16 protein-coding genes are annotated in these 19,946 nt (G+C 57.2%); 1 reads left to right on the forward strand and 15 read right to left on the reverse strand.

Features of this window, described 5'->3' with window-relative positions; translation table 11 throughout:
- On the reverse strand, positions 1–2,973 hold a 2,973-nt coding region (gene carB, locus ENN66_09490; protein ID HDS16817.1), incomplete at its 3' end, for a carbamoyl-phosphate synthase large subunit.
- A 120-nt stretch (positions 2,974–3,093) separates the two neighbouring features.
- Here carB and ENN66_09495 point away from each other — a divergent pair.
- Positions 3,094–3,933, forward strand: a complete 840-nt coding sequence (locus tag ENN66_09495; protein HDS16818.1) for a UDP-2,3-diacylglucosamine diphosphatase — start codon at positions 3,094–3,096, stop codon at positions 3,931–3,933.
- Here the strand turns inward: ENN66_09495 and carA are convergent.
- The 14 genes from carA to ENN66_09565 all read right to left on the reverse strand — a co-directional run bounded on the left by carA (position 3,785) and on the right by ENN66_09565 (position 19,905).
- Positions 3,785–4,945, reverse strand: a complete 1,161-nt coding sequence (gene carA, locus ENN66_09500) for a carbamoyl-phosphate synthase small subunit (protein ID HDS16819.1) — start codon at positions 4,943–4,945, stop codon at positions 3,785–3,787. The genes ENN66_09495 and carA overlap by 149 nt on opposite strands.
- A gap of 63 nt (positions 4,946–5,008) precedes the next feature.
- Complete coding sequence (locus tag ENN66_09505) at positions 5,009–6,403, reverse strand: dihydroorotase (GenBank protein HDS16820.1); 1,395 nt, start codon at positions 6,401–6,403, stop codon at positions 5,009–5,011.
- Positions 6,396–7,325 (reverse strand): aspartate carbamoyltransferase catalytic subunit, encoded by a 930-nt coding sequence (locus ENN66_09510; GenBank protein HDS16821.1) that lies wholly within the window; start codon positions 7,323–7,325, stop codon positions 6,396–6,398. Before ENN66_09510 ends, ENN66_09505 begins: the two co-directional genes overlap by 8 nt.
- Positions 7,322–7,891, reverse strand: a complete 570-nt coding sequence (gene pyrR, locus ENN66_09515; protein HDS16822.1) for a bifunctional pyr operon transcriptional regulator/uracil phosphoribosyltransferase PyrR — start codon at positions 7,889–7,891, stop codon at positions 7,322–7,324. Before pyrR ends, ENN66_09510 begins: the two co-directional genes overlap by 4 nt.
- A 161-nt stretch (positions 7,892–8,052) precedes the next feature.
- Positions 8,053–8,700 (reverse strand): signal peptidase I, encoded by a 648-nt coding sequence (gene lepB, locus ENN66_09520; protein HDS16823.1) that lies wholly within the window; start codon positions 8,698–8,700, stop codon positions 8,053–8,055.
- Between the two features lie 53 nt (positions 8,701–8,753).
- Positions 8,754–10,559, reverse strand: a complete 1,806-nt coding sequence (locus ENN66_09525) for an elongation factor 4 (GenBank protein HDS16824.1) — start codon at positions 10,557–10,559, stop codon at positions 8,754–8,756.
- An 81-nt stretch (positions 10,560–10,640) separates the two neighbouring features.
- Positions 10,641–11,387 carry an SPOR domain-containing protein gene (locus ENN66_09530; protein ID HDS16825.1) on the reverse strand — a complete coding sequence of 249 codons (747 nt, stop codon included), beginning with the start codon at positions 11,385–11,387 and terminating at the stop codon, positions 10,641–10,643.
- A gap of 28 nt (positions 11,388–11,415) precedes the next feature.
- A complete protein-coding gene (locus tag ENN66_09535) occupies positions 11,416–13,092 on the reverse strand; it encodes an arginine--tRNA ligase (protein ID HDS16826.1) in 1,677 nt (558 codons plus the stop codon).
- 143 nt (positions 13,093–13,235) lie between these two features.
- A complete protein-coding gene (locus ENN66_09540) occupies positions 13,236–13,517 on the reverse strand; it encodes a septum formation initiator family protein (protein ID HDS16827.1) in 282 nt (93 codons plus the stop codon).
- Entirely contained in the window at positions 13,514–14,371 is an 858-nt protein-coding gene (locus ENN66_09545) for a hypothetical protein (protein ID HDS16828.1), read from the reverse strand. Before ENN66_09545 ends, ENN66_09540 begins: the two co-directional genes overlap by 4 nt.
- 89 nt (positions 14,372–14,460) lie before the next feature.
- Entirely contained in the window at positions 14,461–14,895 is a 435-nt protein-coding gene (locus tag ENN66_09550; protein ID HDS16829.1) for a biopolymer transporter ExbD, read from the reverse strand.
- Positions 14,876–15,490 (reverse strand): MotA/TolQ/ExbB proton channel family protein, encoded by a 615-nt coding sequence (locus tag ENN66_09555; protein ID HDS16830.1) that lies wholly within the window; start codon positions 15,488–15,490, stop codon positions 14,876–14,878. Before ENN66_09555 ends, ENN66_09550 begins: the two co-directional genes overlap by 20 nt.
- A gap of 87 nt (positions 15,491–15,577) precedes the next feature.
- The gene (locus ENN66_09560) at positions 15,578–18,649 is read right to left on the reverse strand and encodes a tetratricopeptide repeat protein (protein HDS16831.1); all 3,072 of its coding nucleotides are present in this window, start codon (positions 18,647–18,649) and stop codon (positions 15,578–15,580) included.
- A 59-nt stretch (positions 18,650–18,708) separates the two neighbouring features.
- A complete protein-coding gene (locus ENN66_09565) occupies positions 18,709–19,905 on the reverse strand; it encodes a hypothetical protein (protein HDS16832.1) in 1,197 nt (398 codons plus the stop codon).
- Between the last annotated feature and the right edge of the window lie 41 nt (positions 19,906–19,946).

Below are 19,946 nucleotides of genomic sequence, written 5' to 3' on the forward strand. Positions count from 1 at the left end.
GGCCCGGTTGGCAATCCCTAGATCGGTCAGGGCCTGGGCCGTGCCCGAGGTCGCGATAAAACTGAACCCGGCTTTCACCAGAGGCTCGACAATACTTTGCAGACCGGCTTTATCGGTAAGGCTCAAAAACACGGCTCCGCCGCCGGGCAGCGGGTTGCCGGCGGCCGTCTGCGCCTTGGCGAAGGCCAGGGGAAACTCCAGATCGATACCCATGACCTCTCCGGTCGATTTCATCTCCGGACCGAGCAGCGTATCCACGCCGGGAAATTTGACAAAGGGGAAAACGGCTTCCTTGACCGCGCTCCAGGCCGGCAGGTAGTTTTCCTCGATTCCGAGTTCGTCCAGGGTCTTTCCGGCCATGACCCGGGCCGCGACCGCGGCCAGGGGCAGGCCGGTGGCCTTGCCGACAAAAGGCACGGTGCGCGAGGCCCGGGGATTGACCTCGATAATGTAGATTTCATTGTCCTGAACCGCGAACTGAACGTTCATCAGGCCCTTGACCCCCAGTTCCAGGGCCATGGCCCGAGTCTGCCGGGCAATCTCCGTGATCACCTCTGGGCTCAGGGAATAGGGCGGCAGGGAACAGGCCGAATCACCGGAATGAATTCCGGCCTTTTCGATATGTTCCATAATGCCGCCGACCACCACCCGCCGCCCGTCACAGACGGCGTCGACATCGACCTCGACCGCGTTATTGAGAAATTTATCGATCAGCACCGGATGGTCAAAGGAGACATCCACCGCCTTGCGCATGTAGCCGACCAGACTCTGACTGTCATAGACGATTTCCATGCCCCGACCGCCAAGCACGTAGGACGGCCGCACCAGCACCGGATAACCGATACGTTCAGCCACGGCCACGGCTTCCTCGACCGAGGCCACGGTATCGTTGTCCGGTTGGCGCAGACCGAGCTTTTCCAGAAATTCCTTAAAACGCCGCCGGTCCTCGGCCCGGTCGATACTGTCGGGCGAGGTGCCCAGAATCGGCACTCCGGCCGCTTCAAGGGCGGCCGCCAGTTTCAGCGGGGTCTGGCCGCCGAACTGCACAATCACCCCGAAAGGTTTCTCGACCTCCACAATCCGCAGCACATCCTCGCGGGTCAGGGGCTCAAAATAAAGGCGGTCGGAGGTGTCGTAATCGGTGCTGACGGTCTCCGGGTTGCAGTTGACCATGATGGTCTCGTACCCATCCCCGGACAGCGCGAAGGAACAATGCACGCAGCAGTAATCAAATTCGATGCCCTGGCCGATCCGGTTCGGACCGCCACCCAGAATAATGATCTTTTTACGCTCGGTCGGCAGGCTTTCATCCTCGACCTCGTAGGTCGAATAGAAATAGGGCGTGTAGGCCTCGAATTCGGCGGCGCAGGTATCCACTCGTTTGTAAACCGGCAACACCCGCAGTTCATGGCGCAGCCGGTAAATCTCGTTTTCGCTGCGCCGGCAGACGCCGGCCAGAAAACGATCGGCAAAACCCATCGCCTTGGCCCGGTGCAGAAGCTCCGGCGTCAAACAGGCCGGACCAAGCTCAAGCAGTTCCTGTTCGCAGGCGACGATTTCACGAATGTGGTTGAGAAACCAGGGATCTATGCCGGTCATCTCATAAACTTTTTCGATGTCGAAACCCAGCCGCAGGGCGTCGGCCAGAAACCAGAGTCTTTCCGGGCCGGGCACCCGCAGGCGCTCCTCGACCAAGGAGAGGTCGTCGGGTCCGGGATTGAGATAGGCCGAGGGCGGAAGCCGTCTTTCGAAACCATAAGAATCGATTTCCAGCGAGCGCATGGCCTTTTGCAGCGATTCCTTGAAGGTGCGGCCGATGGCCATAGCCTCGCCGACCGACTTCATCTGCGTGGTCAGAACGGCTTCGGCCTGATGAAACTTTTCAAAGGTAAAACGCGGAATCTTAGTCACCACATAATCGATCGTCGGCTCAAAACAGGCCGGGGTCTCGCGGGTGATGTCATTGGGAAGCTCGTCCAGGGTAAAACCGACGGCCAGTTTGGCGGCGATCTTGGCGATCGGAAACCCGGTCGCCTTGGAAGCCAGGGCCGAGCTGCGCGAAACCCGGGGATTCATTTCAATCACCACCAGGCGGCCGCTGCGCGGATCAACCCCGAACTGCACGTTGGAGCCCCCGGTCGCCACCCCGATCTCGCGCATGATGGCCAGGGCCGCGTCCCGCATGAGCTGATATTCCTTGTCGGTCAGGGTCTGAGCCGGAGCCACGGTGATGCTGTCGCCGGTATGAATGCCCATGGCATCAAAATTTTCAATCGAGCAGACGATCACCACGTTATCCTTGTGATCACGCATAACCTCGAGTTCAAATTCCTTCCAGCCGACAATCGACTCCTCGATCAGAATCTCCCGTACTGGACTGGCGTCAAGCCCTTTTTTGACGTACTTTTCAAAGTCCTCGACATTGTAGGCGATATTGCCGCCGCTGCCGCCCATCGTGAAAGAGGGTCGCAGAATCGCGGGGAAACCGGTCTCCTTGAGAATTTCCCAGGCGTCATCCAGGCTGGTCGCCACCCCGCTGCGCGGCAGGCCGAGCCCGATCCGATTCATGGCGTCCTTGAAAAGCTGGCGGTCCTCGGCCTTTTTAATCGACTCCAGAGTCGCCCCGATCATCTCGACCCCATATTTTTCCAGGGTGCCGTTTTCGGCCAGGGCGATACCGAGATTCAGCGCGGTCTGACCACCCAGGGTCGGCAACAGGGCATCGGGCCGCTCCTGGGCGATGATGCGGGCGACGGTTTCCGGGGTCAGCGGTTCGATATAGGTACGATCGGCGAATTCCGGGTCGGTCATGATGGTGGCCGGATTGCTGTTGACCAGCACCACCTCGTAACCTTCCTCTTTCAGAGCCTTGCAGGCCTGGGTTCCGGAATAGTCGAATTCGCAGGCCTGGCCGATGACGATCGAACCCGAGCCAATCAACATAATTTTTTTCAGATCAGTACGTTTCGGCAATTTCTTTCAACCTGAGTAGATAAAAAAGGAACGGTTTCATACCAGAACCGGCCCGCCAGCCAGGAGCGACAACCGGTTGACGATTGACAATTTTCGGTTTTTCAGTTTATATCCCCGCGCATGAAAGCCATCTTCCTTGCCGACGCCCATCTCCTGACGCCCACCGAGGCCGCCTATCAGGACCTGCTCCGGTTTCTTCAACAGCTTCCGCAAGATCTCGACCGACTTTTCATTCTCGGCGATTTCTTCGACTTCTGGATCGGCGGCCCGGCTGCGCCGCCACCCGCATACGAACCGGTGCTCACTGCCCTTGCGGAAATTGTCGGCCAAGGGGTTGAAATCCATCTGTTCGCCGGCAATCATGAACTTTCCGGGGGCCCGCAGTTGGCCGCCCGCGGCCTGATCTGGCATGACGGAGCGGCGATCGTCGAGCTTGACGGGCTCAGGCTCTATCTCGCCCACGGGGATCAACTCAACCCCGAGGACTACGCCTACCGCCTCTGGCGCGCCCTGATCCGCCACCCCCTCTTTCTCTACCTGATCGAAAGGTTTCCAACCGCCCTGGTCCGCGAACTCGCGCTTTATCTCTCACGCAAAAGCCGACACCATAACGGCCGCGGCAAGTTCATTCCTCCCCAGGTTTACCGCAGCGGCGCCAGACTGCTGAAAAGCGATCTTAAGGCCGCCGTCATCGGCCATTTTCACCAGGCCCGGGCGGAGCGCTTTATCCTTAACGGACAAAGCAAAACCCTCTATCTTTTAGACGACTGGAATAACGAACGCGCTTACCTGAGCCTGCAGGACGGTCGTTTCAACTACTGCAATTTTCGTCGATCAGAGCCCGAAAGCGGCGGAACAAATAGGCCGAATCATGCGGCCCCGGCGAACTTTCCGGATGGTACTGAAAAGAAGACAACGGATACCGGCGATGCCGCAAGCCTTCGACCGTGCGATCGTTGAGGTTGACATGGGTAACCTCAACCTCAACGCCGAGGGAATCGAGATCGACGCAGAAGTTATGATTTTGCGAAGTGATTTCAACCTTGCCGGTGGTCAGATCCATCACCGGATGGTTGGAACCATGATGACCGAATTTTAATTTATACGTTTTGCCCCCCAGCGCCTGGCCGAGAATCTGATGCCCGAGGCAAATCCCGCAGATCGGCATCCGGCCGACCAGCTTTTTCATCTCCGCGACGATCCCGCCCAGGGCCCCCGGATCTCCGGGACCGTTGGAAAGAAACAGACCGTCCGGCTGCAAAGCCAGAATCTCGGCGGCTCCGGTTCCGGCCGGGACCACCGTCACCCGGCAACCGACATCCGTCAGTAAACGCAGAATATTATACTTGACGCCAAAATCATAAACCACGACCTTCGGGGCGGCAACCTCGGGGGCGAGGACCTCACGGTCGCGGTGGCCCTCCCCCAGGCTCCAGGTTTTCTGTCGCCATTGATAAGGTTTATCGACGGTCACGGCCTCGACCAGATTGACCCCCTCGATGCCGGGCCAGCGCCCAAGCTTTTCGCGCAGCGAACGGGGCTCGAAATCAAGCGTGCTGATAATGCCGGGCATGGCCCCGGCCTTGCGGATATGGCGGGCCAAGGCCCGGGTGTCAAGGCCCTCTAAACCAATTACCCCGTCGCGGGCCATCAGCTCCGCCAGTTCCCCGCGACTGCGCCAGTTGCTGGGACAGGCGCAGTATTCTTTGACGATCAGGGCGGAAAGAAAACAACGCCGCGATTCACCATCCTCGTCGTTAACCCCGTAATTACCGATGTGGGGATAGGTCATCAAAATCATCTGACCATAGTAGGAAGGATCGGTCAGCACCTCCTGATAACCGCTCAGGCCGGTATTGAAAACGAGCTCCCCGCAAACCTCGCCGGTCGCCCCAAAGGCCCTTCCTGTAAACACGGCGCCGTCTTCAAGAACAAGGACCGCCTTGCCGCCGCGTGTGATATTCTGAGTCATTTTCTAAAAAAACCTTTCCCGGATGACGCTGCGGGCTTGCCGCCGCTCGTAGCGGTAGATGTCTTATTCCGCCTCATGACCTTGCGTGAAACGCCCCGGCTGACCAAAGCAGTCCTGGCAACGGCGATCAAAGACCGTCTTCCCGTCAACCATGGTCAAAACCACTTGCCCGCGCAGACGCCAGCCGGCAAACGGAGTATTGCGGGATTTCGAAAAGAATTGTTCGGGATCGACCACCCATTCCGCCTGCGGATCAATCACCATCAAATCCGCGGCCCGGCCTGGGGCCAGGGTGCCCCGATCCGTCAGCCCCAGAATCGCGGCCGGAGCCAGGGAGAGCCGCGCCGTCAGCTGCAAAGGGGTCAGGACCCCTTCCTCAACCAATCGCAGGCCCAGGGCCACGGCGGTTTCCAAGCCAATCACACCAAAGGGCGCCCGCTCATATTCAACCACTTTTTCCGTGGCCTCATGGGGCGCGTGGTCGGTTGCAATGGCATCAATCAGCCCCTCTTTAAGCGCGGCGCGCAGGGCTTTGACATCGTCCTGGGAACGCAGCGGCGGGCTCATTTTGCTATTGGCATTATAACGCAATCGCGCGGGTTTTAATTTTTCATCCAGGGTCACGCCGACGCCCAGATCGACCACTGCACGCTCGTCGAGAAAAAGATGGTGCGGCGTCGCTTCCGCCGTCACCCTGGCCCCTCGGGCCCGGGCCGCCCGCAGAAGCTCGACGCCGCCCCGCGTGCTCAGATGACAGATATGCACCGGCACCTTGAGATATTCGGCCAACATGATGGTGCGCGCAATGTCAAGTTCTTCCGCCAGAGCCGGAATACCCGGCAGGCCGTGAGCCGCCGCCACCTCACCCTCATGAATAACCCCGTTCGCAAACAGGTCGTTATCCTGGCAGTGACAAAGCAGAGGTTTGTCAAATAGCGTGGCGTACTCAAGCGCGTGCCGCAAAAGTTTGCTGTTGGCCACAGTTTTGCCGTCATCGGAAAAAGCCGCGGCCCCGGCGGCCACCAGGTCACCCATTTCCACCAGGCGCTCGCCGCGCTGGCCCTGGGTGATGGCCGCCACCGGCAAAACCTTGACCGGAGCCCGGCGCGCCTGTTCGAGAATGAACCGGGTCACGGCGGCGTTGTCATTGACGGGTTCGGTATTGGGCATGCAGGCGATCGAGGTAAAACCGCCGGCCGCTGCCGCCCGAGTTCCGCTGGCAAGGTTTTCTTTATATTCCTGTCCCGGCTCACGCAAATGGACATGCAGATCAATCGCGCCGGGCAGAACCCAAAGGCCCGCCAGATCGATCGTCTCGTCCGCGGGCGCGGTCAGGCCGGGCCCGACCTCCCGAACCTTGCCGCCGACAATCAGAATATCGTAACTGCCGTCAAGTCCAAGCCCGGCATCCAGCAAACGCCCGTTCTTTAAAAGCAATGTCCGTGAATCATTATTCATTGACCTGGCCTCCCAGCAAAAAGAGCACCGCCATCCGCAGGGCCACGCCGTTGCTCACCTGATCAAGAATCACGGCACGCCGCCCGTCGGCCACCTCGGAACTGATTTCCACTCCACGATTCATGGGGCCGGGATGCATAACGATGGCATCGGGCCGGGCCAGTTCCAAACGCTGCCGGTTAAGACCGAAAACCCGAGCGTAATCGCGAATCGAAGGAAACAGCAAACGGTCCTGACGTTCCAGCTGAATCCGCAGCATCATGACCACATCGGCCCCCTCCAACGCCTCTTCAGGCCGCCGACAACAGACCAGGCCGGGAAGCTCCTCAAGCCCGCGCGGCCACATGGTCGGCGGAGCGCAGACCCGGACCGTGATCCCCAGCGTGCGCATGGCCCAGAGGTTGGAACGGGCCACACGACTGTGCGCGATATCACCGATAATCGCGACCACCAGACCGGGCCCCAGTTTTTTATGCTCAGAAATCGTCAACAGGTCGAGCAAGGCCTGAGTCGGATGCTCATTGGCGCCGTCCCCGGCATTGACCACCGAAGCCTTGACGCGCTCGGCGATCAGATGAGCGGCGCCGGCAAACTGATGCCGGACCACGATGATATCGGGGGCCATGGCCTGCAGGTTGTCGACCGTGTCGAGCAGACTTTCTCCCTTGACCAGACTGCTGCTCGAAGCGCTGATATTGACGGCGTCGGCGCTCAGACGCTTGGCCGCGATCTCGAACGAAGTCCGGGTTCTGGTGCTCGGCTCGAAAAACAGATTGATCACGCTTTTCCCGCGCAGGGCCGGCACCTTCTTCAACGGTCGCGCCGCGATTTCCTTAAACGATGCGGCGCTTTCCAACAGGGTTCGAATTTCAGCCGCGGCCAGCTCCCGGGTTCCCAGCAGATCCTTTCTTTGAAGGCTCATTCGCCCGACACTCCCCCTTCGGTTTCACGCGGAGCTACCGACACCTGGTCGAAGCCGTCGCGCTCCCTGACCCGCACCATCACTCGGTCTCGCGGTGAGGCGGGAATTTCTACCCCGACATAATCCGCCGCAATCGGCAGTTCCCGACAACCCCGGTCAACGAACACCGCCAGCTGAATCGCGCTGGGCCGACCAAAATCAATCAAACCGTCCATAGCCGCCCGCACCGTCCGGCCGGTATAAAGCACGTCATCGACCAGCACCACCACGGACTCATCCAGGGAAAAAGGAATTTCGGTGGTCCGCAGCACCGGATGGTGGGTGGCGTGGGAAAGATCGTCCCGATAAAGGGTGATATCGAGAATGCCCAAGGGCAGTTCGCGACCGGAAAGATCACTGATGATCTTTTGCAGACGGCGCGCCAGACAAACCCCTCGGCTCAAAATGCCGACCAGGGCCAACCTCGCGCAGTTCTGGTTACGCTGAATAATCTGCAGGGCCATCCGGGCAAGAATCTTATCCATCTCCGGAGCATCGCAAACTCTGACTTCCTGACTTGCACTCATATCGTTTCCACGCCCGCGCCTTGACCAGCCCGTCTCCAATGCTTCCCCTCCCGGGCGCCCGGCCGGGAGAAAACAACGATCAGCGCTTTAGCCGCCGGCGGCCTTTCCCTGTATATGCTTTGAGTTTTCGTATCCTTCCGGGCCTCCGCCAAAGAGCCTGCTCAACGAATCAGCTGCCCGATCCGGGCAAAGCGCACCTTTTCGCCGAGTTCCTTACTCAAGCTGTTCCAGGACCAATACAGAATCAGCGCCTTGCCCTTGATCTGATTCACGGGCACAAAACCCCAGAAGCGACTGTCATAACTGCGATCCCGGTTATCACCCATGACCAGCACCTGCTCCGCAGGCACGACTACCGGTCCGAAATTATCCCGCGGCACCAGGCTGTCGTTCTCAGGGTCACGATAGACCCCATAGGAATCCTGCCAAGCTTTGTCGTTGATATAAATCTTTTTCCGCCGCACTTCAACCTTGTCTCCGGCCACCCCGACAACCCGCTTGATAAAATCCTTTTTCTGATCCTGGGGAAAGATAAAAACCACGATGTCGCCGCGCTGCGGTTCGCGAAAAACAAAGAATTTCCTCTCGACCAAAGGCAACTTGATGCCGTAGATAAATTTATTGACCAATAGGTGGTCGCCGACCAGCAGGGTCGGTTCCATTGAGCCGGAAGGAATTTTAAAAGCCTGAACGATGAAGGCCCGGATAAACAGAGCAATCAGAATCGCGATGACAATCGACTCAGCGTATTCGCGAATTACACCGCCCCGGCGTTTCGGTTCGGTTTTATTGGTATTTTTTCTAGCCAAAATAACTTCCCTGGTCTAAAGGTTGCGGATTAATGCCGGCCGACGCCGGCAAATCATTTATCGATATTGAGAATCGCGAGGAATGCATCCTGAGGCAGGTCAACCTTGCCGACCCTTTTCATCCGTTTTTTACCGGCCTTCTGTTTTTCCAGAAGTTTGCGTTTCCGCGTGATATCCCCACCATAACATTTCGCCGTAACATTCTTGCGGAGAGCCTGAACGGTGGTCCGGGCCACCACCTTGGTCCCGATCGCGGCCTGAATCGCCACCTCGAACATCTGCCGGGGAATCAGCTCCTTCATTTTGGAGGCCAGTTCGCGCCCCCGGTCAAAAGCGCAATCCTGATGGACAATCATTGAAAGCGCGTCCACCAGTTCGCCGTTGATCAGAATATCAAGCTTGACCAGACGGGCGGGACGATGCCCGCAAGGCTCGTAATCGAGCGAAGCGTAACCCCGGGTCAGCGATTTGAGACGGTCATAGAAATCAAGTACGATCTCGTTCAGGGGCAGGCCATAGATAACCATGGCCCGGGTTTCATCAAGATAGCGAATCTCCTGCTGAGCCCCGCGCTTGTCTTCGCAGAGTTTGAGAATGTTGCCGATATATTCATTGGGAACATGCACCGAAGCCCGCACCATCGGTTCACTGATGGTGCTGATCTCGCCCGCGGGCGGCATGCTGCTCGGATTATCGATTTCAATGACCTCACCACTCCGCAGCTCAATCTTGTAAACCACGGTCGGCGAGGTCGTGATCAGATCCAGCTGATACTCACGCTCCAGACGTTCCTGGATGATCTCCATATGCAGAAGCCCGAGAAATCCGCAGCGAAACCCAAAACCCAGGGCGACCGAGGTCTCGGGCTGAAAGGTAAAGGAAGCATCATTCAGCCTGAGCTTGGCCAGGGCGTCACGAAGCGGTTCATACTGCACCGAGTCAGTGGGATAAAGGCCGCTGAAAACCATGGGCTTGACTTCCTGAAAACCGGGGAACGGCGTCAGGGTCGCCTCCCGGGCTCCGGTTATCGTATCACCAACCTTACAATCGGCCACGGTCTTGATGCCGGCAATCACAAAACCGACCTCGCCCGCTTCCAGGGTTCGGCTGTCAACCATCTGCGGACGCATTTTCCCCAGACGCAAGACCTCGAATTCCTTGTTGGTCGACATCATCTTGACCCGCATGCCGACCCGGATAACCCCATCAAAAATCCGCACCAGGGCGATCACGCCCTGATAGGAATCAAACCACGAATCAAAGATCATCGCTTTTAACGGCGCCTGAATATCACCGGTCGGAGCCGGAATCCTCTCGACCACCGCCTTGAGGAAAAGATCAATTCCGATTCCGGTCTTGGCGCTGATCAGCACCGCGTTTTCGGCGTCCAGGCCGATGACATCCTCGATCTGCCGTTTGACCCGCTCCGGATCGGCCACCGGGAGATCGATCTTGTTCAAGACCGGAATGATTTCCAGGTTGGCGTCCAGGGCGTGATAGACATTGGCCAGGGTCTGGGCTTCCACCCCCTGAGCCGCATCGACCACCAGAATCGCTCCTTCCGTGGCCGCCAGGCTGCGGGAAACCTCATATGCAAAATCAACATGACCTGGAGTATCAATCAGGTTCAGCTGATAAAGCCGGCCATCCTCGGCCTTATAATCCAGGCAAACTGACTGCGCCTTGATCGTGATGCCGCGCTCCCGCTCCAGATCCATGCTGTCCAGCAGCTGTTTTTTCATCTGCCGCGAAGTCACCGCGCCGGTGATTTCAAGCAGACGATCGGCCAGGGTCGATTTGCCGTGGTCGATATGAGCAATAATGGAAAAATTTCGAATATTTTGCTGGGGTAAAACCATATTTATGTGTAGATACGATGATTAAGGGTTGATCAAACGAGATTGCCAGCCAGCAAAACCGCTGCAGGCTTTACCAAGCCTTCACTGTCTGACGATCATAGGATCATAATTTCTGGCTTTGAACTCACGCAGCAGGCGTTCCGCTTCGTTGCGTTCACTGAGATTGCTGATTTTAACCCGATACCAGGTGCCTTTTCCGGCAACCGTCACCGCCTCAACCTCAACCCCGGGATGGCTTGCGATTAATTTACTGCGCTCAAGCCTGGCCTTGCCTTCAAGGGGAAGAGAACAGATTCGCAGCTCCCAGAGCTCCCCTGGCACCGCCGGCGTTTGTGCGGCAACGGGAGCGGCGCCGGCCGGTGGTACCAGGCTTTCCCTGATAACCGGCGAATGCTTTTTCTCTAGACCGACCTGAGCCCGTTTCTTGATCATCAAGGTCGCGCCCCCGCTTTCCGTGGGTTTGTCGCCAAGTTCACTGTAAAAAGTCAGATCCAGCGGTCTGTCCTGGGGCTTGGGCGAATCTTCATCTGGCACAGCCACGGTAAGGGACGCGGTCGGCAGCTTGCAGACCCCGCCCGGGCACTCTTCATATACCTCCATGGCGTCCCCGCTTTTCACTTCCATAGAATCCGCCGCCGGCCCGGACCCAGGCATGCGCATAACCGCAACCTGGGTCGGTCGGGCCTGAGCCAGATGACTCTTGCCGATACCGACCCAATGTTGATAGAACTCGGTTTTCGGCAATTCAAGCCCGACCAGCACCCCGAAGACAAAAACCCCGAAGAAAAAAGACAAGGCGATAAAAGCGATCTTCAGCTGTTCAATCATGGCAAACCTGGGAAAAACTCACAAAACTCTACATCTTCTCGGGAGCGGAAACCCCGAGCAAGCCCAGACAGATACTGATTACCTGACGGACGGCGCTGACCAGAAGGATTCGATCCCGGGAAGCCTCAAGATCCTCGCTTAAGACCCGGCAGCGATTGTAATAGGAATGCAGCTGCGCCGCCAGATCATCGAGATAATAGGTCAGCCGGTGCGGCTCCAGGGTGCGCGCCGCGCTTTCCAGCAGGGCACTGAAATCATCAAGCTTCCTGATCAGATCGATCTCTTCCGGGGCGACCAGGGAGCTGGCCGCCCTCGCCGCCGAGGGATCGACCGGCAGCCCTTCTTCCCGGGCTTTACGCAAAATACTGCAGATACGAGCGTGAGCGTACTGGGCGTAAAAGACCGGGTTAGCATTATTGCTGGCTTTAGCCAGTTCCAGATCAAAATCAAGCTGACTGTCGGAACGCCGGGTCAGAAAGAAATAACGGGCCGCGTCCTTGCCGACCTCGCGCACCACTTCTTCAAGAGTGACAAACTCTCCGGCCCGGGTCGACATGGCCACCGGCGACCCGGCCCGGGTCAGACTGACCAGCTGCACTAAAATCGTGGCAAAGCTCTTCGGCTGATGACCCAGGGCCTCGATCGCCGCCCGCAGACGAGGCACATAGCCATGGTGATCAGCCCCCCAGATGTCAATCAGCAGATCATAACCGCGTTCATATTTTTCCCGATGGTAGGCAATATCGGAAGCGAAATAGGTTTTGACGCCGTTGGCGCGCACCACCACGCGATCCTTCTCATCCCCGAAACGGGACGAAGCGAACCACAGCGCCCCCTCTTCCTCATAAAGTCCTCCGCGTTCCTGCAGATCGGCCAAGGCGGCCTCAACCCGGCCGGAAGAAAAAAAATCCTTTTCCCGAACCCAGTTGTCAAAATCAACGCCGAAAGCCCTCAGATCGTCGCGAATCCCGGCGAGAATGGCATCGGCGGCATAGACGGTAAAGGTTTCCAGGCCACTGTCGTCGGTTTCCACCACATCGACCGCCACCAGCTCATCACCCTGTTCACGACGCAAGGTCTGAGCCAGTCCGACCATGTAGTCGCCCCGATAATAACCTTCCGGAATTTCTCCCTGCCGATGGCCGAGCAGTTCCAGATAACGCCAACGCAGGGAGCGGCCGAGAACCAGCATCTGATTGCCGGCATCGTTGACATAGTATTCCCGGTCCACGACATAGCCGGTACGACTTAAAATCCGGGACAGGACATCGCCGACCGCAGCCCCGCGCCCATGACCGATGTGCAGCGGCCCGGTCGGATTGGCGCTGACAAATTCGACCAGCACCCGCCGGCCCTGGCCGCAATCCGGCCGGGCAAAATCAGCGCCGGCCTGCAGAATTTCAAGCAACCGACGCTGCCAGCTTGAAAGTTCGATCGTCATGTTGATAAAACCAGGGCCGTCAATAGTTACCCGGGCAAAATCAGCTTCCTTATCCAGTTCTGTTTTAAGGGCCTGGGCAATAACCCGAGGGCTGTCACGCCAGGGACGGGCCAGCTGCATGGCGATATTGGCGGAAAAATCACCAAAGGCTTTCTCGCGCGCCAGTTCAACCCCGATTTCCGGCAATTCAACCCGATCAAGACCACGGGCCGCCGCCACCGCCGCCACCGCCCGGGCCACATATTCAGCAACTCTTTTTTTCATGCTTTCGGAATCTCCGCTGCCGTCCGTATATATAAAAAATCCCCCGGTCAGAAAACCGAAGGGCTGCGCTCAACCAGAAGCTGTGGAATAGTAATCAGTCGTAGTTAAATTGTCAAGTAAACATTACTCTTTGAGTTTGCCGATCAGGGTTCTGAAGGCTTGAAGAGGAAGAGAATTTCATTCTCCCGCACCATGTGCAGTTCGCGCCGAACCACCAGTTCCTGAAAACGGGCATCACTGCGCAGAAGACGAATTTTCTGAACCAGGCGCTGGTTCTCGATCTCAAGGTCCTGATTGCGGGCGGAGATTCGCTGAATATCATCCTCAACTATTTTCAAGGCCCGCGCCCCGCGACTCCCGAACCAGGTAAGCCAGCTGAAATAAAAAATCGCCGCCACCAGCAACAGAGAAAGTAACCCCTTCATCGCGGAACCCGAAAAACGATATTAACCGTCCCCCACTGTTCCACCTGCGGTGCATCCTCTGCAATCGTGGAAAAGCGCCATTGCTTAAGAAACCTTTCGGCCACATTAACCAGCTCCAAATCTCCAATTTTAAGGGTTTCGACCCGGCTGACGCCGCCATCGGGACGAACCCAGAAACGAAAGCCAATCGTCACATCCCGAGCCAGCGAAATCTTCGGCAAAGCCGGACGAAACAGAACCTGTCGACTGCTGGCCACCGGGCCGCTCAGGGCATAATCATCGACCAAGGCCCGCGGCTCAACCTTCTCCACCCGCAGCAATTTCCGCCGGGCTTCCGCCGACAACAGCTGGGCCGGCCCGGACTGGAGCTTTTCTCCGGCAACTTCATCAGGGTCGCCCCAGATTCTAGAACCACTGAGTCTACCAGCCAGCAGGCGACCCAGTCCCCCCAGGCGCTCAGGTGGCGGCAGAACGGCGGTTTGCGGCAACGGCAGCGGTTCCGATTCAAGTTGCTTTACGGGTTCAAGTTTTGGCAATTTCACCGGCGTCCGGGACGGCAGCAGGCTTTCACCCAGCGCTGGTTGCCGCAACTGCCGATCGATCAGACTTGCAACATGCGCCTCGGTAAGCAGCTGAGGAAAACTATCAGGCGGGGACGGCGGCGGTTCAGGTTCCGGTCGAACCAGGTCAACTTCTATTTCCTGATCATGGATCAGGGCGAAGGGATTCAGATGAAAATTAAAAAGCCGGGTCAGATCCGGCAACAGCAAAAGCAGAACCACATGCATCAGCACGGAAATCAGCAGAAAAGGCAGCAGGCTGAGCGCTCTATAACGTGGCTCGGAAGAGTACAACCATCACCTCAAAAAACAACCGGCGGCCAGTCCGCGCCGCAGACTGTGACAGTTAATTGCATAAGCCGGAAAACCGGACTCGAAAGAAACTACTCTTCACCGGGTTCGGTGGCGATCGCCAGCTTATTGATGCCTGAACTTTTAGCCGCATCCATAACCTTGACCACTAAACCGTGATAAACCTTTTTGTCGGCCTCGATAATGACTAGGGCTTCATCGCCCGCATCATTGCCTACCTGGGCGAATTTTCGCCGCAGGTCTTCCAGAGAAAGCTTCTTCCCCTCAAGGTAAATCAGCCCCCCGGCTTCCACCGCGACTCGCAGGGTGGTCTTTTTCTTCTTGACCTGCTCGGCCGATGATTTGGGCAGGTCAATCTTGATTCCCGGATTCAAGGAAAGGCTGGTCGAAAGCATGAAAAAGATCAAGAGCAGGAAAACAACATCAACCAGCGGCGTCATGTCAAGCTGAACATCATCTCGACTGCGAGTCTGAAAACGCATAGGCTTATTCGCGCCTCCCCTCATGATCAATTAAGTCAAGGACTTCGATTGACACCCTTTCCATGCGCAGCACTCGTTTATCCACACGTGAGCGCAGTAATTTATAAGAAACAAAGGCGGGAATCGCCACGGTCAGGCCGGCGGCGGTGGTAATCAAGGCTTCGGAAATTCCCCCGGCCAGCATCTGCGGGTTACCGATTCCGGCATGGGAAATCACACTGAAAGCCTTGATCATTCCGGTAACCGTGCCTAAGAGACCAAGCAACGGCGCGATGCCGGCAATCGTCCCGAGAATCGTCAGAAAACGTTCCAGGCCGGCCGCCTCCAGGCGCCCGACATCTTCTATGGCTTCCTTAACCTGCTGCCGGGGCTTTTCGTGCCGGGATATACCAGCCATGAGAATCCGGGAAATCGAGGAATCATTCTGCCGACAGCGAGTCAATGCATCCTCCATGCGCTGCTGCCGGACCAGATCACTGACCTCAATAATAAAATTTTCAGGAATGATGCGGCTGCGACGCAGAGCGAAAAGACGCTCAAAAAGAATCGCCAGGGTCAGAACCGAACATAACATAATCGGATACATCAGGTATCCGCCTTTCATCACAAACTGATACATCAAAACCTCCAGATAAGGGTTTTCCCTTAAGATTACAGCAGGAAAACAGAACTGTCATGAAACCTTCGCCAACCCGGACGGACAAGTTTAGTCCGCCCGCTTATTTTCTTCAACAATTTTCTTCAGGGTGTCGGTCTGTTTCGGGGTCAATTTCAGGTTTTCAAGCTTATCCCTGATCTTGGTGAAGGTCTGCGGATCATCAAGAGCCAGTCCGGCCGCCGCCAGCAAGGCATCGACCACCAATTCGACCTGATCAGGATACAGATAAGCCAGACGCAGATAAGCCTGCCGGGCCTCATCCCCCTTTCCGGCCCGGTTGAGCACCGTCGCTCGAGCAAAACCCGCCTTCGCCGCCGCCACCGAATCCGGAGACGCCATCGCCTTGTCATAAAAAAAGAGGGCCTCGTCAATACTGCCTTCGGTGGCAAATAGGGCCCCCAGTCCGGCGAAAGCGGTAAAGGCCGCCTGATCATTGCGCTTTTCATCAATAACGGCCAGAAAGGCGGCCCGGGACCGAGCAAAATCACCCAGGACCTGAAAGATTCGTCCCTGAAGAAGGCGCACGGCCCGTTTCAGATCCGGGTCAGGACAATGTTCCTCCAGTCCCGAAAGGGTTGCCGCAGCCCCCTGAAAATCAGCGGCGGCAAAGGCCTGACGCGCCAGAAAGAGACGGCAATCACATTCATATTTACTGAAGGGAAAACGTTCCAGCAGGCGCCGACAGGCATCGGCTGCGGCCGAAGTACGACCTGCTGCCAAATCCAGTTTAAAAATCCGGTACCCGGCTTCAAGCCGCAGATCCCGGGCATAATCGCCATCTGCCAACTCCCGAAAAAAACTGATCAATTCATCCTTGCGTTCCTGACGCTGATAAAGATCGGCCAACAGCAACAGCAGCGGAGCGTTATAGGAGGATGCGGGAAAACGCGCCAGAAAATTTTTCACCTCGAGTTCCAGATAGGAAAACTTATCCTGGTTATAAGCCAGCAGCAGCATGCCGTAACTGGCTTTTTCATCAATCTCGCCCCCGGGCCAAAGCTGCTTGGCCTTGAGATAAACCAGCTGGGCCTTAAGATAGGAACCCTGGTTGAAATAGCTTTCTCCCATGCGAATCAGAGCCTGGCCGCTGAGCTCGTTGGCGGGATATCCATCCACCAAGCGCTGATAAATTTCTATCGCCTGGGGAAATTGTTCAAGGCTGAAAAAGCTTTCTCCCAGATTAAACATGATCTCAACCCGCAGGGGTTCGGCGATTTCCTGCTCCTTCTCCAGAAGCGCCTCCAGCAAGCCGGCAGCCTCTTCAAAATCACCCTGGCGCAAGGCCAGCAAAGCCCGGTAGTTCTGAGCCCGAAAATAAAACGAACTTCCCGGCCACTCGACGATAAAAGAATCAAGTCGGGCCCGGGCCTGGGCATCATGGTGCAGGTTAAACAAGGCCTCGATCAGGTTGATTTCGGCATTCTGCCTAAGTCGCAAATCCGTATTGAGCTCAGACACCAAACCAAGATAAGCACTAAAGACGGCTTCGGCCAGCTCAAAATCATTGTTATTGAGAGCTGCCCAACCCTTTTCATAAAGCAATTCGGCCCGCTGGGCCGCAGACCATTGCGGGGGAATTTCGGCCAGCAGGACCAGACAGCCAGGAAAATCCTCAACCGCGTTGAGACTGCGCGCCAGCAGCAGAAGCAGCAGAAAACGATCCTCATCCGCGCCAAGAATCACGGTCGACGACGCCAGTTCCCGCAATACCGCCAGAGCCTCTGACGCCCGTCCTCCGGCCAGCAAGACCTGCCCTTTCTCCAAAAAAACCTGAGCGGCGGCTTCATGGTTACCGGCAGCGACAAACCTTTGGCGACCGTCGGCAGCCGTGGCCAGAGCCAGCTCCAGATCCCCGAGCTCATGTTCCAGACGCACCAGGTGCCGGACATCAGCGGCATGCAACAACGCCGGCGAAAAGGAAAATACCAGCCGCCGCCCCAGTTCACGGGCCGTTACCGAATCTTCCGCCCGCAAAAAGGCGTGCATCAGTTCTCGCAGCGCGGCGGCGGCCACCGCGCTTTCACGCACCTCGGGCGGGCAGAGTTCAAAGGCCTGACGCGCCTGATCCAGCCGGCCCTGTTTGATTAAAGCCAGCAGCTCTCCGAGAAAAGCCAGAGGAACGACTTCCCGGTTTCCCTTTGCCGGAGAAAGCAGTGTCTGAAAGATATTTTCGGCTGCGGACCATGAGCCCAAAAAGTAGAGAGCCCAGGCCCGAGCCAGCTCGGCCTGACGCGAAAGGATGTCCGGACCATTTGTGGAAGGCGGCATGACTTCGAGAAAACTCAGGGTCTTCCCGTAATCGCGGCGGTTGAAAGCAGAGGTCGCCAAACGATAAAGGGCGGCTCGATACTCCGGGGAATCCTGATACGCCGTGGTCAGGCGCAACAGTGCGGTTTCCCCCGCCAACGGCTGACCGGATTGAAATAAAGCTTCGCCCTGCCAGAAAAGCGAAGCCGCCGCCAGCCGGGACTCACCGCTTTGGGCCGCGGCGGCAAACCATTGGGCCGCGCGCGCGAAGTTTTTTTCACGATAATCAATCCAGGCCAGGGAGTAACAGGCAAAATGATAATGATGATTGGCGGTTGCGGCCGTCACGGCGGAAAAAAGCCGGCGGGCGTCCGCCAGAGCCTCACGGTGCAGGGCGATTTCTCCCAGCCAGTACTGAAAATCGGGAACCAACTCTGAATCGGCGAATTTATCCAGCCCCGCCTTAAAATAGATCTCGGCGTCGGTAAGCAAACCCTCCAGATATTTCTGCCGGCCGCTGCGATAATAGCCCTCGGCTCCAGTCAGACCCCGCGCCAGGGAAGCCGTCACCGGATTCCGATAGACGCAACCCGGAACCGGCCCCGAAGCCGTCCGCCAATCGGGCTGGGTCACGCCGCGATCAACGGCCAGGGTCAGACCTTCTTCGACCGGCTCAAGCTTGATCCCGGGAACCAGGACGGGCAACAGGCTGAAATCACGAAAGCCTTCCAACCGGGCGCTGTCCTCCCCCACCACAATCACTTCGGGCAGGTTGAGGCCTTCACCTGACTGGTTTGAAAAAAGCGGCTGCCAGGAAAAAAGCATGGCGGTCAGCATCATCCAGGCAACATTTTTTTTCATACGTAACCACATAAAACGTCAACCCTCCCGGCGGCCCCAGCTACCTCCGAAATAACTGCCGCGCCGGCGGCTTAGCCGAGGTTCAAACCCGGGCGATAGAGTTCATGCCCGGGGAACAGCATCTGTGCTTCACCCAGGGTAAAACGACCCGACAGAATCCACTCTTTCAGGGTTTCGGCAATTTCCAAAGCCCGACTGTAACTCGAAAGCGGCGTTGAAGGAGTCGATTTGCCGTTCACTGCTATCGTGCCGCTTTTTAAATCCGCATAGCTGACCTCGCCGTAACTACGGGAAACCGCCATGGGATAATCATAGCCGTAATCGACCACCTGGGTATAAAGATCAGCATCGGCCACCGCCGTGAAACGGGCCATATCTTCATTCACAATCGGAATCGGAACCCCGATGCCGACCGACAGGCTGCAACCATAGCCCAGCATACTGACCCCGACCAGCCAGCGCGGAGACATCTCCTTGAGATTGCCGGTCAGCATCATGGTGCCGGCGCCCCCCTTGACCACACCGTTGCGCCCACGCACGACCTTAGGATCGTGCTGAGTGCCGTACCAGGTCACATAACCAACCCCACCCCCGAGAAAGATCCTGGTTCCCAGCCCGATCGTCAGATAATAGGGATCATTGAACAACGGACTCAACTGACCAGCGCTGCAATAGGTGGCGTTGCCACCCTTGGGACGCAGCACGCCCATGTAGGTATAAATGGTTTTTTCCGACAGATTAATGGCGCAATTATAGTTCTGATAGGCATTACGGGGATTACATAAAACGGCATTGGGCATTGATTCCAGATCGATATCCCTTTCCACGACCCGGCTCGGGTAGCAGTCCGTCCCATAGCCTTCCATGTAGAGATGAACCTTGCGACCGGCCACCAGATCCTGAATAACATGGCCTCCACCATAGCGAAACTGGCCGGGATGAACCTTGTTTAGAGGATCGTCATCACTGGGTTCGGTAGCGCCGAGATAAAAATCAACCGCCGCCAGGCCCCCGTAAGCCGGAACCTTATTGATCCAGGCCCGACTCGCCTTGATCTTGGGCGTGGCATGCCCGACATTGAGAAAGAGACCGGATGAACACATCGGAGCAAAGGTGCCGGTGGTCACAACATCAACCTTGCGGGCGGCCTCCACGGCTCCATCCCGGGCCACGATATCGATCATCTCCTCGGCATTGACCACCACCACCTTGCCGCTTTTAATGCGCTCATTAATCTCAGCAATCGATTTCTGAACTTTATATGCCATCGCCTTCACAACTCCCACTCCGGCCCAGCCGGAAAAGATTG

It is taken from the genome of Pseudomonadota bacterium (assembly GCA_011049115.1).
Taxonomy (GTDB): Bacteria; Desulfobacterota; Anaeroferrophillalia; order Anaeroferrophillales; family Tharpellaceae; genus DSCM01.

Bases quoted from the DNA above. Each gene is read 5' to 3' on its own strand.
- ENN66_09495 (HDS16818.1), top strand. From the start codon at position 3,094: ATGAAAGCCATCTTCCTTGCCGACGCCCATCTCCTGACGCCCACCGAG.
- carA (HDS16819.1), bottom strand. From the start codon at position 4,945: ATGACTCAGAATATCACACGCGGCGGCAAGGCGGTCCTTGTTCTTGAA.
- ENN66_09505 (HDS16820.1), bottom strand. From the start codon at position 6,403: ATGAATAATGATTCACGGACATTGCTTTTAAAGAACGGGCGTTTGCTG.
- ENN66_09510 (HDS16821.1), bottom strand. From the start codon at position 7,325: ATGAGCCTTCAAAGAAAGGATCTGCTGGGAACCCGGGAGCTGGCCGCG.
- pyrR (HDS16822.1), bottom strand. From the start codon at position 7,891: ATGAGTGCAAGTCAGGAAGTCAGAGTTTGCGATGCTCCGGAGATGGAT.
- ENN66_09525 (HDS16824.1), bottom strand. From the start codon at position 10,559: ATGGTTTTACCCCAGCAAAATATTCGAAATTTTTCCATTATTGCTCAT.
- ENN66_09530 (HDS16825.1), bottom strand. From the start codon at position 11,387: ATGATTGAACAGCTGAAGATCGCTTTTATCGCCTTGTCTTTTTTCTTC.
- ENN66_09535 (HDS16826.1), bottom strand. From the start codon at position 13,092: ATGAAAAAAAGAGTTGCTGAATATGTGGCCCGGGCGGTGGCGGCGGTG.
- ENN66_09540 (HDS16827.1), bottom strand. From the start codon at position 13,517: ATGAAGGGGTTACTTTCTCTGTTGCTGGTGGCGGCGATTTTTTATTTC.
- ENN66_09550 (HDS16829.1), bottom strand. From the start codon at position 14,895: ATGAGGGGAGGCGCGAATAAGCCTATGCGTTTTCAGACTCGCAGTCGA.
- ENN66_09555 (HDS16830.1), bottom strand. From the start codon at position 15,490: ATGTATCAGTTTGTGATGAAAGGCGGATACCTGATGTATCCGATTATG.
- ENN66_09560 (HDS16831.1), bottom strand. From the start codon at position 18,649: ATGTGGTTACGTATGAAAAAAAATGTTGCCTGGATGATGCTGACCGCC.
- ENN66_09565 (HDS16832.1), bottom strand. From the start codon at position 19,905: ATGGCATATAAAGTTCAGAAATCGATTGCTGAGATTAATGAGCGCATT.